General features: G+C 68.3%; 13 protein-coding genes. 10 read left to right on the top strand and 3 right to left on the bottom strand.

Annotation, left to right across the window (positions count from 1 at the left end):
* Positions 1-129 precede the first annotated feature (129 nt).
* The 3 genes from ACRDPN_RS08120 (at position 130) to ACRDPN_RS08110 (ending at position 2,980) form a co-directional block, all read left to right on the top strand.
* Entirely contained in the window at positions 130-1,197 is a 1,068-nt protein-coding gene (locus ACRDPN_RS08120; RefSeq protein ID WP_431446909.1) for a fatty acid desaturase family protein, read from the top strand.
* Positions 1,198-1,244: 47 nt separating this feature from the next.
* Positions 1,245-1,652: a DUF3151 domain-containing protein gene (locus tag ACRDPN_RS08115; protein ID WP_431446908.1), complete on the top strand. Its 408-nt coding sequence runs from the start codon at positions 1,245-1,247 to the stop codon at positions 1,650-1,652.
* A gap of 83 nt (positions 1,653-1,735) precedes the next feature.
* On the top strand, positions 1,736-2,980 hold the full coding sequence (locus ACRDPN_RS08110) for an IS30 family transposase (protein WP_431446907.1): 1,245 nt from the start codon (positions 1,736-1,738) through the stop codon (positions 2,978-2,980).
* Between the two features lie 39 nt (positions 2,981-3,019).
* Here ACRDPN_RS08110 and ACRDPN_RS08105 read toward each other — a convergent pair whose 3' ends face one another.
* Positions 3,020-3,904, bottom strand: a complete 885-nt coding sequence (locus ACRDPN_RS08105) for a diacylglycerol/lipid kinase family protein (RefSeq protein ID WP_431446905.1) — start codon at positions 3,902-3,904, stop codon at positions 3,020-3,022.
* Between the two features lie 240 nt (positions 3,905-4,144).
* Here ACRDPN_RS08105 and ACRDPN_RS08100 point away from each other — a divergent pair, with 240 nt between their 5' ends.
* Positions 4,145-5,440, top strand: coding sequence for an adenylosuccinate synthase (locus ACRDPN_RS08100; protein ID WP_431446904.1), 1,296 nt, complete (start codon positions 4,145-4,147; stop codon positions 5,438-5,440).
* A 27-nt stretch (positions 5,441-5,467) separates the two neighbouring features.
* On the opposite strand, the gene ACRDPN_RS08095 is transcribed toward ACRDPN_RS08100, so the two are convergent.
* Entirely contained in the window at positions 5,468-5,887 is a 420-nt protein-coding gene (locus ACRDPN_RS08095; protein ID WP_431446902.1) for a VOC family protein, read from the bottom strand.
* An 81-nt stretch (positions 5,888-5,968) separates the two neighbouring features.
* Here ACRDPN_RS08095 and ACRDPN_RS08090 point away from each other — a divergent pair, with 81 nt between their 5' ends.
* Genes ACRDPN_RS08090 through ACRDPN_RS08070 form a run of 5 tightly spaced genes read left to right on the top strand, consistent with a single transcriptional unit; the run spans position 5,969 to position 10,350 of the window.
* Positions 5,969-6,613 (top strand): class I SAM-dependent methyltransferase, encoded by a 645-nt coding sequence (locus ACRDPN_RS08090; protein WP_431446901.1) that lies wholly within the window; start codon positions 5,969-5,971, stop codon positions 6,611-6,613.
* Between the two features lie 19 nt (positions 6,614-6,632).
* Positions 6,633-7,886, top strand: a complete 1,254-nt coding sequence (gene purD / locus ACRDPN_RS08085) for a phosphoribosylamine--glycine ligase (protein ID WP_431446900.1) — start codon at positions 6,633-6,635, stop codon at positions 7,884-7,886.
* A 4-nt stretch (positions 7,887-7,890) separates the two neighbouring features.
* Positions 7,891-9,309 carry an adenylosuccinate lyase gene (gene purB, locus ACRDPN_RS08080; RefSeq protein ID WP_431446898.1) on the top strand — a complete coding sequence of 473 codons (1,419 nt, stop codon included), beginning with the start codon at positions 7,891-7,893 and terminating at the stop codon, positions 9,307-9,309.
* A gap of 4 nt (positions 9,310-9,313) precedes the next feature.
* A complete protein-coding gene (locus tag ACRDPN_RS08075) occupies positions 9,314-9,448 on the top strand; it encodes a hypothetical protein (RefSeq protein WP_431446897.1) in 135 nt (44 codons plus the stop codon).
* A gap of 38 nt (positions 9,449-9,486) precedes the next feature.
* Positions 9,487-10,350: a phosphoribosylaminoimidazolesuccinocarboxamide synthase gene (locus tag ACRDPN_RS08070; protein ID WP_431446896.1), complete on the top strand. Its 864-nt coding sequence runs from the start codon at positions 9,487-9,489 to the stop codon at positions 10,348-10,350.
* 1 nt (position 10,351) lies between these two features.
* Here ACRDPN_RS08070 and ACRDPN_RS08065 read toward each other — a convergent pair whose 3' ends face one another.
* Positions 10,352-11,011: a CGNR zinc finger domain-containing protein gene (locus ACRDPN_RS08065; RefSeq protein WP_431446894.1), complete on the bottom strand. Its 660-nt coding sequence runs from the start codon at positions 11,009-11,011 to the stop codon at positions 10,352-10,354.
* Between the two features lie 16 nt (positions 11,012-11,027).
* On the opposite strand from ACRDPN_RS08065, the gene ACRDPN_RS08060 reads away from it, so the two are divergent.
* Entirely contained in the window at positions 11,028-12,260 is a 1,233-nt protein-coding gene (locus tag ACRDPN_RS08060) for an MFS transporter (protein WP_431446893.1), read from the top strand.
* Positions 12,261-12,395 lie beyond the last annotated feature (135 nt).

Here is a 12,395-nt window from a genome sequence, read left to right as displayed (position 1 = left end):
GCAACGCGTCATCATGGCCCTCGACCGTCATGCCCGCCGGACGTACTCGAGCCGAGAGCACGAAGGCCAACCCGCGACAACCAGGCATCTGGCCCCGGTGACATCGGGGACGGCTTCGCGGGCAAGCCGATGACCGAGACCCTGACGAAACCGTCCGACCAGTACACCAGCAACTACACGGATCTGATGCACGAGGTGCGCGACGCGGGACTGCTGCAGCGCCGGCACCTCTACTACTGGGTGCAGATGGGCGTGCACGTCGCGGTGTTCGCCGGCATCTGGGTCGGCTTCTTCGTCCTGGGCAACTCGTGGTTCCAGCTCGTGCTCGCTGCGGCGCTCGGTGTCGTCGTCACGCAGTTCGGCTTCCTCGGCCACGACGCATCGCACCGTCAGATGTTCCGCTCGACGACCTGGAACTCGTGGACGGCGCGCATCCTCGCCGGCTGCTTCGCCGGCCTGAGCTTCGCCTGGTGGCGCGCCAAGCACAACACCCACCACCAGGCACCCAACAGGGAAGGCGTCGATCCCGACATCGGGCCAGGTGCGCTGGCGTTCACGCCGGACATCGCGGCGGATCGCCGGTCGGGGTTCACCGGATGGTTCGTGGACCACCAGGGGTGGTTGTTTTTCCCCCTGCTGACGCTCGAGGGACTCAATCTGCACTACTCGAGCATCCGCACCGCGTTGGACGCGAACAGAGATCAGCCGTGGCGCCGGATCGAGCTCGTTATGGTCATCACACGCCTGACGGCGTACGTCGCGATCCTGCTGACCTTCCTGCCGGTGGGAAAGGCGGTGGCGTTCTTCGCGGTCCAGATGGCGGTGTTCGGGTTCTGCCTCGGTTCGTCATTCGCGCCGAACCACAAGGGCATGCCATTGGTTCCGCCCACGATGAAGCTGGACTTCCTGAGGCGCCAGGTGATGGTGTCGCGGAACGTGCGTGGCAATCCCGTGACCGATTGGGCGATGGGTGGCCTGAACTACCAGATCGAGCACCACCTCTTCCCGAACATGCCCCGGTGCAATCTCAAGAAGGCGCGACCGCTCGTGCGGGCGCACCTCGAGCGCGAGGGCATCGCCTACACGGAGGTCGGCCTGTTCCACTCCTACGCGATCGTCGTCGGCTACCTCAACAACGTCGGGCTCCGCGCGCGGGACCCGTTCGACTGCCCCTTGGCTTCCCAGCTGCGCGGTTGACATCGGGCGTCGCTCAGGCGCTGGGACCGCCATCGTAGGGTCGGCGCATGACGAACCTGCTGGGCGAACCGCCGGAGACCAAGCTGCCGACCGACACCGGTGCGGAGGCCATCTACGAGGGGCGTGACGTCCAGAACGTCGCGGCGGTCCACCCGGACTCCGCGCTCGCCTGGGCGTTGCTCGCCGAGGCGGCGCTCGGCGAGGGCCGTGACCTGGAGGGCTACGCGTTCGCGCGTACTGCCTACCACCGGTCCCTTGACCTGCTGCGTCGCAACGGCTGGAAAGGACACGGCCCGGTGCCCTGGTCGCACCTGCCGAACCGCGGCTTCCTCCGCTCGCTGGCGGCACTGGCCACGGCCTCGGAGCGGCTCGACGACGCGTCCGAGGCACATCGCTGCCGCGAGTTCCTGCACGAGTCGAGCCCGGAGGCCTACGCCGAGCTGGTCGAGCCCTGACGCCCAGATTTGGCGCCTAGACCACCACCGAAACCGCTTGGGTTCAAGGGGTCGACGCAACACTCTGATTCTTGGAGTGTTGTATGGGGCGTTCATCTGATGTTGATCGGCAGCGTCGGTTCTGGATCTTGATTCGCGGGGGTTCGTCGTTGGTCGCGGCGGCGGAGGCCGTGGGCGTGAATCGTCATACCGCTGGCCGTTGGTTCCGTCAGGGTGGCGGGATGCCACCGATGACGCTCGTGCCGCCGGCCACCTCCCGCTATCTGAGTCTGGAAGATCGGGAGCGGATCCACGCCGGGGTCCATGCCGGGGAGTCGCTGCGGCAGATTGGCCGAGCGATCGGACGACCGGCGTCGACGGTGCTCAGGGAGCTGCGCGCGAACATGTATCACCAGCAGTACCGGACCCGCTCGGCGTTGAACCCGTCAGCGGCGGGCCGGCCGATCACCCGGCCGTGGAACTATTCACCGTCGAAGGCTCACCGCCGCGGCGCGGAGCGACGGGCTCGGCCCAAGGACGCCAAACTCACGACGAACCTGCGACTGCGTGCGGAGGTGCAGCGTCGGTTGAAGGTGAAGGAATCTCCGGAGCAGATCGCGGCGCGACTACGGTTGAAGTTCCCCGATGATCCGGAGATGCGGGTGTCGCACGAAACGATCTACCAGTCGATCTACGTCCAGGGACGCGGAGCGCTGCGCCGTGAGCTCGCGACCTGTCTGCGCACCGGGCGGGCGTTGCGCAAACCCCACCAGGCCCAGAGTGAACGCCGCGGCCGGATCAAGGACATGGTGATGATCAGCGAACGGCCCCCCGAGGTCGAAGACCGCGCCGTTCCCGGCCACTGGGAAGGTGACCTGATCGTCGGCAAGAACTCCGCCTCGGCGATCGGCACGTTGGTCGAGCGCAACACTGGTTTCGTGATGCTGCTGCATCTGCCCGAACGTCACGGCGCCGACGACGTCCAAGCACAGATGATCACCCAGATGGGCCGGCTACCCGAGTTCCTGCGCAAGAGCACCACCTGGGACCAAGGCTCAGAGATGGCCAATCATCACGCGATCAGCGCTGCCCTGGACATGGACATCTACTTCTGCGACCCGCACTCGCCATGGCAGCGCGGGTCAAACGAGAACACCAACGGGTTGCTGCGCCAGTACTTTCCCAAGGGCACGGACCTGTCCGGATACCACGCCGACTACCTCGACTTCGTCGCGAACCAGCTGAACGAGCGACCCCGCAAACGTCATGGATTCCTGACCCCGAAAGAAGTCCTGCGAGACCTACTCTGGAAACAAGCAAACCCACCCGGTGTTGCGACGACCGGTTGAATCCGCCCCGCGACCTGTGGTGGTTTTCGCGCCACTTCGTCAACTCTGGGGCGTGAGCATCCGAAGCGCTCCGGGCTCGATCCGCCACGAGTGCACGGGGGCCGGCGGGGTCAGCTCCCCGTCGCTCGTGCAGCGCAGCTCCTCGCCGCGGACCTCGACGGACTTGCAGTTGCGGTAGACGACGTCGTCGCGGCCCGGGTGCTCGCCCCGGCGAAGGTGCCATGCGTAGGACAGGCGCTTCCAGACACCGACCGAGTAGGAGACCGCGACGTCGAGAACGCCGTCGGTGGGGTCAGCCTTGGGCAGGATCTCTGCGCCGCCACCCACGAAGCGGCCGTTGCCGACGGCCACCTGCAGGACCTTGTCGCGCGCGGGCAGCGGTTCACCGTCGAGGTAGACCTCCACGCGGGCCGAATGGGTGGTGAACCCGGTGATGAGGCCGCCGATCCCGTAGCCGACCTTCCCCAGCACCTTCCACGGCTTGGCCTTGGCGGCGGCCTCGGCCCCGATGCCGATGTGCGCGGCGTTGACCACGACCTTGTCGTCGCCGTCGATCACGAGGTCGACCTGCTCGACATGGCCGTCGAGCACCACCTGGGCGGCCTGGGCCGGTTCGAGGGGCAGGTCGAGGCTGCGGGCGTAGTCGTTGCCCGTGCCGAGCGGCACCAGGCCCAGCGTCACGGAGTCGAGCCGGCCGATGTCGCGCAGCGCGGCGACCACCGCGTGCAGGCTGCCGTCGCCTCCGAGGACGACGACGGTGTCGACGTCGGTCCGTGCCTCGAGCTCGTGCCTGACGTCGTCAGGTGTCGATGTCGTGACGACCTCGACGTCGAATCGCTTCCTCAGCACGTCGACGGCTTCAGCCGTGGCCGCCTCCGTCGAGCTGCCGGCGTCGGCGTTGGCGAGCGCGATGAGGTCCGTCATGAGTGGAAGCGTAGAGGGCGGCCGGTCTAGGCCGCGTCTGCCAATTCCACGCGGCGTCCGGACGACCCCGCATCCCGCCTGACGGCGTCCTCGTCGGTCGCCAGGCGACCCGGCCTGCCTCCCTCCTCGTCCTTGTCAGCCGGACGCGGATGTCGCCCGGTCGCTCGCGCGAATTGACAGACACGGCCTAGACTGCGGTGGTAAGAGCCCCGTCGTTCGGGGCTTGTCTTCTGCGCAAGGGTGGTGCGTCCCGTGCCAGCAGTGGTCATCGTCGGAGCCCAGTGGGGCGACGAGGGCAAGGGCAAGGCGACCGATCTTCTCGGGAGCCGCGTCGACTACGTCGTCAAGTTCAACGGCGGCAACAACGCCGGCCACACCGTGGTCATCGATGGCGAGACGTACGCCCTGCACCTCCTGCCGAGCGGCATCCTCAGCCCGGGCTGCGTGCCGGTGATCGGCAACGGCGTCGTGGTCGACCTGTCGGTGCTGTTCGAGGAGATCGACGGCCTTGAGAAGCGCGGCATCGACACCAGCCGGCTGCTGCTCAGCGCCAACGCGCACATCATCGCCGACTACAACCGCACCCTCGACAAGGTCGGCGAGCGCTTCCTCGGCAGCCGCAAGATCGGCACCACCGGCCGCGGCATCGGCCCCACGTACGCCGACAAGATGAACCGGCTCGGTATCCGGGTGCAGGACCTCTTCGACGAGAAGATCCTCACCCAGAAGGTCGAGGGTGCCCTGGAGCTGAAGAACCAGATGCTCACCAAGGTCTACAACCGCCGCGCCGTGAGCGTCGACGAGATCGTCGACGAGCTGGTCGGCTACGTCGACCGCGTGCGCCCGATGGTCGCCGACACCGCCCTGCTTCTGCACGAGGCGCTCGGCCGCGGCAAGACGGTTCTCCTCGAGGCCGGCCAGGCCACGCTGCTCGACGTCGACCACGGCACGTATCCATTCGTGACGTCGTCGTCGGCGACGTCGGGCGGCGCCTGCACAGGCTCGGGAATCGCGCCCACGGAGATCACGCGGGTCATCGGCATCGTCAAGGCGTACGCCACTCGCGTGGGGGAGGGCCCGTTCCCCACGGAGCTGTTCGACGAGGACGGCGAGCGGCTGCGCACGAACGGCGGGGAGTTCGGTACCACCACCGGACGACCGCGACGTTGTGGATGGTACGACGCGCCGATCGCCCGCTACGCCGCACGCATCAACGGCGTCACCGACTTCGTGCTCACCAAGCTCGACGTGCTCACCGGCTGGGAACGCATCCCGGTGTGCGTGGCGTACGACGTGGACGGCGAGCGCGTCGACGAGATGCCCATGACGCAGACGGGCTTCCACCACGCGACGCCCGTCTACGAGTACCTCGACGGGTGGACCGAGGACATCTCCGGCGCCCGTGAGCTCGGTGACCTCCCGGCCACCGCTCAGACCTACGTGAAGACGCTCGAGGAGATGTCGGGCGCCCGGATCTCAGCGGTCGGCGTCGGCCCGGGCCGCGAGCAGACCGTGCAGGTGCACGACCTGCTTTGAGCCCTCGGTCCTTGAGCTCGTCGAAAGCTACCCCGACGTGCCGGCGACGTTGACCATCCAGCCGACACCGAACTTGTCCGTGCACTGGCCGAAGGTGTCGCCCCACGGCGCCTTCTCGAAGGGTGCGAAGATCTCCCCACCCTCGGAGATCTTCTCCCACCAGCCGCGGAGCTGGGACTCGTCCTCGCCGCTGAGCGAGATCGTGATCGGTGATCCCTCGGGACCCTTCGCCTCAGGCATGTCGGCGGCCATCAGGGTGACGCTGTCGTTGACAGTGAGCTGCGAGTGCATGAGCTTGTCGTGCATGTCCGGGCTGTTGCCGGGCATGTCCGGCATGTCGCCCCACGGGCTGATGTCGAGCTCGCCGCCGAACACCGACTGATAAAACTCCATCGCCTCGCGGGCATTGCCGGCGAACGCAATGTACGGGTTGAGTCGTGTGACCATGATTCGTTCTCCCTCGTTGGATGTCTCGATCAAACCTCACCCCACCGACAGTCGGAAGACCCTGAGCGGCATTCTGACTCCATGACGGAGTCCGACGAAGACCGGGAGAAACAGAACGAGCACCGTCGACGTGCCTGGAACAAGTCCGCCTACCGCTACGACCAGCAGATCGGCTGGTGGGAGCGTCGGGTCCTCGGGGAGGACAACCGCGAGTGGGCGTGCAGCCGCGCGTCGGGTGACGTGCTCGAGGTCGCCGTCGGCACCGGGCTGAACATCCCGCTCTACGACCCAGGCACCGCGGTCGTCGGCATCGACCTCAGCCCGGCCATGCTCGAGATCGGGCGTCGCCGCGCCCAGGCAGCCGGCCGCGACGTCGATCTGCGTGAGGGCGATGCGCAGGACCTGCCCTTCGACGACGGTTCATTCGACTCGGTCGTGTGCACGTTCTCCCTCTGCAACATCCCGGACCCGGACGTCGCCCTCGCCGAGATGCACCGCGTCCTGCGTGATCGCGGCCGGCTGATACTCGTTGACCACATCCGAAGCTCCGTCCGGCCGGTCCGGTGGTTCCAGCGGGCCATCGAGGTGGTGTCGATGCGCATGAACGGCGACCACATGACTCGCCGGCCGTCGGAGAGTGTCGAGCGCCACGGCTTCCGGATCACCGAACGTGAGCGGTTCAACCGGGGCGTCGTCGAACGCCTCGTCGCCGTCAAGGCGTCGTGACACCCTAGGCTGACTGCCCGTGAGAACCCTTGTCATCGGTACCGGCGGACGCGAGCACGCCCTGGTGCTCTCGCTCTCGCGTGACCCGCACGTCACCGAGGTGCACGTCGCCCCCGGAAACCCGGGCATGGAGATGGTCGCCACCCGGCACGACGTCGACCCGCTCGACGGTGACGCCGTCGCCGCCCTCGCCTCGTCCGTCGGGGCCGAGCTCGTCGTCATCGGGCCTGAGGCGCCGCTGGTGGCTGGGGTCGCCGACGCCGTGCGCGCCGCCGGAATCGCGTGCTTCGGACCGAGCGCCGCGGCTGCGCACCTCGAGGGCTCGAAGGCGTTCGCCAAGCAGGTGATGGCCGCGGCCGAGGTGCCGACCGCCCTCGCGCACGTGTGCGAGACCCCCGAGGAGGTCGCCGACGCGCTCGACGCCTTTGGCCCGACCTACGTCGTCAAGGACGACGCACTCGCAGCAGGCAAGGGCGTCGTCGTCTCCGATGACCGGCAGGAGGCCCTCGATCACGCCGCTGCGTGCGGCCGGGTCGTGATCGAGGAGTTCCTCGACGGCCCCGAGGTCTCGCTGTTCGCGATCACCGACGGCAGCACGGTGCTCCCACTGCAACCGGCCCAGGACTTCAAGCGTGCCCTCGACGACGACGCCGGCCCCAACACCGGCGGCATGGGCGCCTACACGCCGTTGCCCTGGGCTCCCGACGACCTCGTCGCCGACGTCACCCGCCGCGTGCTCGTGCCAACCGTCGACGAGATGGCGCGTCGCGGCACGCCGTTCCAGGGTCTGCTCTACGCGGGTCTCGCCCTCACCCGCCGCGGTGTGAAGGTGGTCGAGTTCAATGCCCGCTTCGGCGATCCGGAGACCCAGGCGCTGCTCGCCCTGCTCGACACTCCGCTTTCGAGCCTGCTGCACGGCGCCGCAACCGGGGTGCTTGCCGACGTCGGCCTTCCGGCCTGGAAGGACGCGTCCGCCGTCACGGTCGTCATCGCGTCGGAGAACTATCCCGGCACGCCCCGCACCGGCGACGTCATCGACGGCATCGAGGTGGCCGACGCGATCGAGCACGTCGATGTCATCCACGCCGGCACGGCACGTGATGCCGAGGGCCGACTCGTCACCGCCGGCGGACGTGTGCTGTCCGTGACGGCGACCGGCTCGACGTTGGCCGAGGCCCGACAGCGCGCCTACGAGAGCGTCGACTACATCCACATTCGTGGCTCGCACCACCGCACCGACATCGCCCTGGCCGCGAGTGGTGAGGGAGAATAGCGGCGTGACCCCCAACATCCTGGCCACGCGGTACGCCTCGGCCGAGATCGTCCGCATCTGGTCGCCCGAGCACAAGATCGTGCTCGAGCGACGACTGTGGATCGCCGTGCTCCGAGCCCAGCGCGACCTCGGTGTCGAGACGCCCGACGGCGTGATCGAGGCCTACGAGGCCGTCGTCGACCAGGTCGACCTCGCTTCCATCGCCGAGCGCGAGAAGGTCACTCGCCACGACGTCAAAGCACGCATCGAGGAGTTCGCGGCACTGGCCGGCGCCGAGCACATCCACAAGGGCATGACCTCGCGCGACCTCACCGAGAACGTCGAGCAGCTGCAGGTGCTCGCGTCGTTGCAGGTCATGCGCGACCGAAGCATCGCCACCCTCGCCCGGCTCGGAAGGCTGGCCACCGAGCACGCCGAGCTTGTCCTGGCCGGTCGCAGCCACAACGTCGCTGCTCAGGCCACCACGCTGGGCAAGCGATTCGCCACCGTGGCCGACGAGCTGCTCGTCGCCATGGGGCGCCTCGACGACCTCATCGCCCGCTACCCGCTGCGTGGCATCAAGGGCCCGGTCGGCACTGCCCAGGACCAGCTCGACCTCCTCGGCGGCGACCCGGCGCTGCTGGCGGAGCTGGAGGGACGCGTGGCCGCGCACCTCGGTTTCGACACGGTGATGACGAGCGTCGGACAGGTGTATTCCCGCTCGCTCGACTACGACGTGGTCACGGCTCTCGTGCAGCTCTCGGCGGCCCCGTCGAACCTGGCCACAACGATCCGTCTGATGGCCGGCAACGAGCTGGTCACCGAGGGATTCCGTCCGGGCCAGGTCGGCTCCAGTGCGATGCCGCACAAGATGAACACCCGCTCGTGCGAGCGCGTCAACGGTCTGGCCGTCGTGCTGCGGGGCTACGCGTCGATGGTCGGTGAGCTCGCCGGCGACCAGTGGAACGAGGGAGACGTGTCGTGCTCGGTGGTCCGCCGCGTGGCGCTGCCGGACGCGTTCTACGCCGCCGACGGCCTGTTAGAGACCTTCCTGACGGTGCTCGACGAGTTCGGCGTCTTCCCGGCCGTGGTGCAGCGCGAGCTCGACAGGTACATGCCCTTCCTGGCAACGACGAAGGTCCTCGTGGCCGCCGTTCGGGCCGGTGTGGGTCGAGAGGACGCGCACGAGATCATCAAGGAGCACGCCGTGGCGGTCGCTCTCGAGATGCGTGAGAAGGGCACGGCCGACAACGACCTCTTCGCCCGTCTGGCCGCGGACGACCGGCTCGGGCTCACGGAGGCCGACCTCACCTCACTCGTCGCATCGCCACTGGAGTTCACCGGCGCCGCCACCGAGCAGGTACGTCAGGTCGTCACCCGCATCGACGAGCTCGTCGCTGCCAACCCCGGGGCCGCCGCCTACACGCCGGGCGCGATTCTCTGAGCCCATGGCCAGGCCAGATCCGCTCGAGCGGCCCAAACCAGACCCGCCCTACCGCTGGGTCGGGCTTCTCGTCGCGGTGGTCGTCATCGTCGCGACGCACTTCTACCACGTGCAGTGGTGGACCGAGTTCGCCAAGTAGGGCTCTGCTCGAGGAGGGCTCACCACTACGCTGAGCGCGTGCCGATCGACGTCCCCGATGCCCAACACGTCCACTCGGGCAAGGTGCGCGACCTCTACTCCCTCGAGTCCGGTGACCTGCTCATGGTCGTCTCCGACCGCATCTCCGCCTACGACCATCTGCTGACGCCGGGCATCCCCGACAAGGGCGAGATCCTCACCCGGATGTCGCTGTGGTGGTTCGAGCAGCTGGCCGATCTTGTGCCCAACCACGTCGTGTCCACGCAGGTACCCGACCAGGTGCGCGGCCGGGCGCTGGTGTGCGAGCGGCTCGACATGTTCCCGGTCGAGTGCGTCGCGCGTGGCTATCTGGCCGGGTCCGGCCTGCTCGACTACGAGGCGACCGGCGAGATCTGCGGCGTTCCGCTGCCGGACGGGCTCGTCGACGGGTCGCGGCTGCCAGAGCCGATCTTCACGCCTGCCACGAAGGCCGACATCGGCGAGCACGACGAGAACGTCGACTTCGGCGCGGTCGTCCGCACGGTGGGGCAGGAGACGGCTGAGGAGCTGCGCGACCTGACCCTCGCCATCTACGCCCGGGCCGAAGGCATCGCGCGTGGACGGGGCATCATCCTCGCCGACACCAAGCTCGAGTTCGGGGCCCGGCCCGACGGCACCATCGTCCTCGCGGACGAGGTGCTCACGCCCGACTCCTCGCGGTTCTGGCCGGCGGACACCTGGCGACCCGGTCACGCTCAGCACTCCTACGACAAGCAGTTCGTCCGCGACTGGCTCATCTCGGCCGACAGCGGCTGGGACCGGTCTGCCGACCTGCCGCCACCGCCACTGCCCGACCACATCGTCGAGAAGACCCGCGAACGCTACGTCCAGGCGTACGAGCAGCTCACCGGCGAGCGCTTCTGAGTCAAGGACGCTTCGCTCGCTGGCGGGCGCGGTAGCTGAGGGTCTTCTGCCGGTTCCCGCAGACGCCCATCGAGCACCAGTGCCGCGAACGGTTCTTCGACATGTCGAAGAACGCCAGCTGGCAGTCGCCTGCGAGGCAGAGCTTCATGCGCACCCACGTCTCGTCGGCCTGCGCCTCGGCCACCGCCACGAGGAGCCGGGCCAGACCGCCCCGGGCACCGCCGACTGCCGGAACGAGCCTGGGACGGGTGCCGTCGAAGACGATCCGGAGTGGCAGGGCGGTGGCTGTCGCGTCGAGGTCGGGCACCCGGGACGTGTGGTCGCCCTCGCTGTGGCGCAGCATCGCCTCGCGCAGCCCGGACCGGAGTGTGAGTGCAAGATCGAGGTCGCGCCTGCCTGCCTGGTCGTCGACATCGAGCAGATCGCCCTGGCGGAGCCAGTCGGTGAGGGCGGCCGCGTCAGGAAGGGCATCCTTCGTTTCGGCGTCGACGTCGACGTCGAGCGTGTTGGCGAACGCGCACAGAAGGTCAGCCTGCGCCGGCGTCGCCGTGCCCTTGCCTGGAACTGTCGTCGTGATCGCTCTCGCTCCCTTGCCGTCGTCGCATCGCCTGGATTCGACACCACCATAGCCCGAAAGCCGGTTGCGTCTGAGTGCAACCACCGTTATGGTTTCACTGGTGTTGAAGTCGGGGGTCGACGAGCTGCGATTCCGCGACGCTCTGCGCGGCCTGCCCGGCCGGGTGTGGATCGTCAGTCTCGGCATCCTGGTCAACCGGGTCGGCGCCTTCCTGCCCGTGTTCATCGTGCTCTACCTGACGGAGCGCGGCTATTCCGCCGGTGCCGCGGGGTTGGTGCTGGGCGTGGCCGGTCTGGGCAACATGGTCGGCAACGCCGTTGGTGGCTACCTCACCGACAAGATCGGCCGGCGATGGACGATCGTGGTGTCCGCTGTGCCCACCGCCGGGCTGACGGCGGTGGTGCCGTTCCTGGGACCGTTCCCGATCATCGTCGCGGTGGTCGGTCTCATCGGTGTGACGTCGCAGATCTACCGGCCGGCCGCGGCCGCGGTCCTGCTCGACTCCGTGACGACCAACCAGCAACGGCTCGCCGCCTTCGGGGTGTTCCGGTTCGCGATGAACATGGGCGCTGCCCTGGGCGGCGTCATAGGCGGTGTGCTGGCCAGCACCTCCTATGTAGAGCTCTTCCTGGCCAATGCCGCTGCGTGCCTGCTGTTCGGCGTGGTCATGGCGATGCTGCTGCGGGACGCGCCCCAGCCGCGGTCGGGCCAGGACGACGTGGACACCCAGGCGGACCCTGCAGTGGGGTACCGGCAGGCGCTCGCCGACCGCACCCTGCTGCGATTCCTGCTGATGACCGTGGTCGCCGAGTTCGTCTACATCCAGTCCACCGTCGGCCTGCCCCTGCACGTCAGCGACGTGGGTCTGAGCGCGCGCGACTTCGGTCTCCTCATCGGGCTCAACGGTCTGCTGGTGTTGGTGCTGGAGCTGCCCATCACCGGCGCGGTCTCCCGATACCGGCTCGAGTACGTCCTGGCCATCGGCAACCTGCTCATCGGTGTCGGTCTGGCGCTGACCGGGTTGATGACCGACATGGGCCTACTCGCGGCGACGGTGCTGATCTGGACGATCGGCGAGATGATGTCCACCTCCGTCGCCCAGGCCTACTTGGGAAGTCTGGCTCCGCCGCGGTTGGTCGGGCGCTACCAGGGGTTGTACGGCGTCGCGTACACGCTCGGCACGGGCGCCGGACCGCTCATCGGCGGCGCCGTGTTCGCGATCGCCCCTTGGGCGCTGTGGGCCGTGGTGGGCGCGTCCGGGCTGCTGGCAGCCCAGCTCTGTCTGCCGCGCCGCCGCGGGGCGTCCACGCCGCGGACGGAGCCGATGCGCTGATCCCACGAGGCGGTCTATGGTGGCCCGCATGGGAAATCTCGCATCGTTGCTGGAGAACTCGGCCGAAAAGTACGCCGACCGCACCGCGATCGTGTTCGGCGACAGCCGGTTCACGTACGCGCAGGTGAACGGGGC

The organism is Aeromicrobium sp., from assembly GCF_050700635.1.
In the GTDB taxonomy this organism is placed as follows: Bacteria; Actinomycetota; Actinomycetes; order Propionibacteriales; family Nocardioidaceae; genus Aeromicrobium.
Note: the sequence above shows the minus strand (reverse complement) of the source record. Positions and strands in the feature narration are given on the sequence as shown.

Coding starts and splice junctions, on each gene's coding strand:
- ACRDPN_RS08120 (WP_431446909.1), top strand. CDS start 130: ATGACCGAGACCCTGACGAAACCGTCCGACCAGTACACCAGCAACTAC.
- ACRDPN_RS08115 (WP_431446908.1), top strand. CDS start 1,245: ATGACGAACCTGCTGGGCGAACCGCCGGAGACCAAGCTGCCGACCGAC.
- ACRDPN_RS08110 (WP_431446907.1), top strand. CDS start 1,736: ATGGGGCGTTCATCTGATGTTGATCGGCAGCGTCGGTTCTGGATCTTG.
- ACRDPN_RS08105 (WP_431446905.1), bottom strand. CDS start 3,904: ATGACGGACCTCATCGCGCTCGCCAACGCCGACGCCGGCAGCTCGACG.
- ACRDPN_RS08095 (WP_431446902.1), bottom strand. CDS start 5,887: ATGGTCACACGACTCAACCCGTACATTGCGTTCGCCGGCAATGCCCGC.
- ACRDPN_RS08090 (WP_431446901.1), top strand. CDS start 5,969: ATGACGGAGTCCGACGAAGACCGGGAGAAACAGAACGAGCACCGTCGA.
- ACRDPN_RS08075 (WP_431446897.1), top strand. CDS start 9,314: ATGGCCAGGCCAGATCCGCTCGAGCGGCCCAAACCAGACCCGCCCTAC.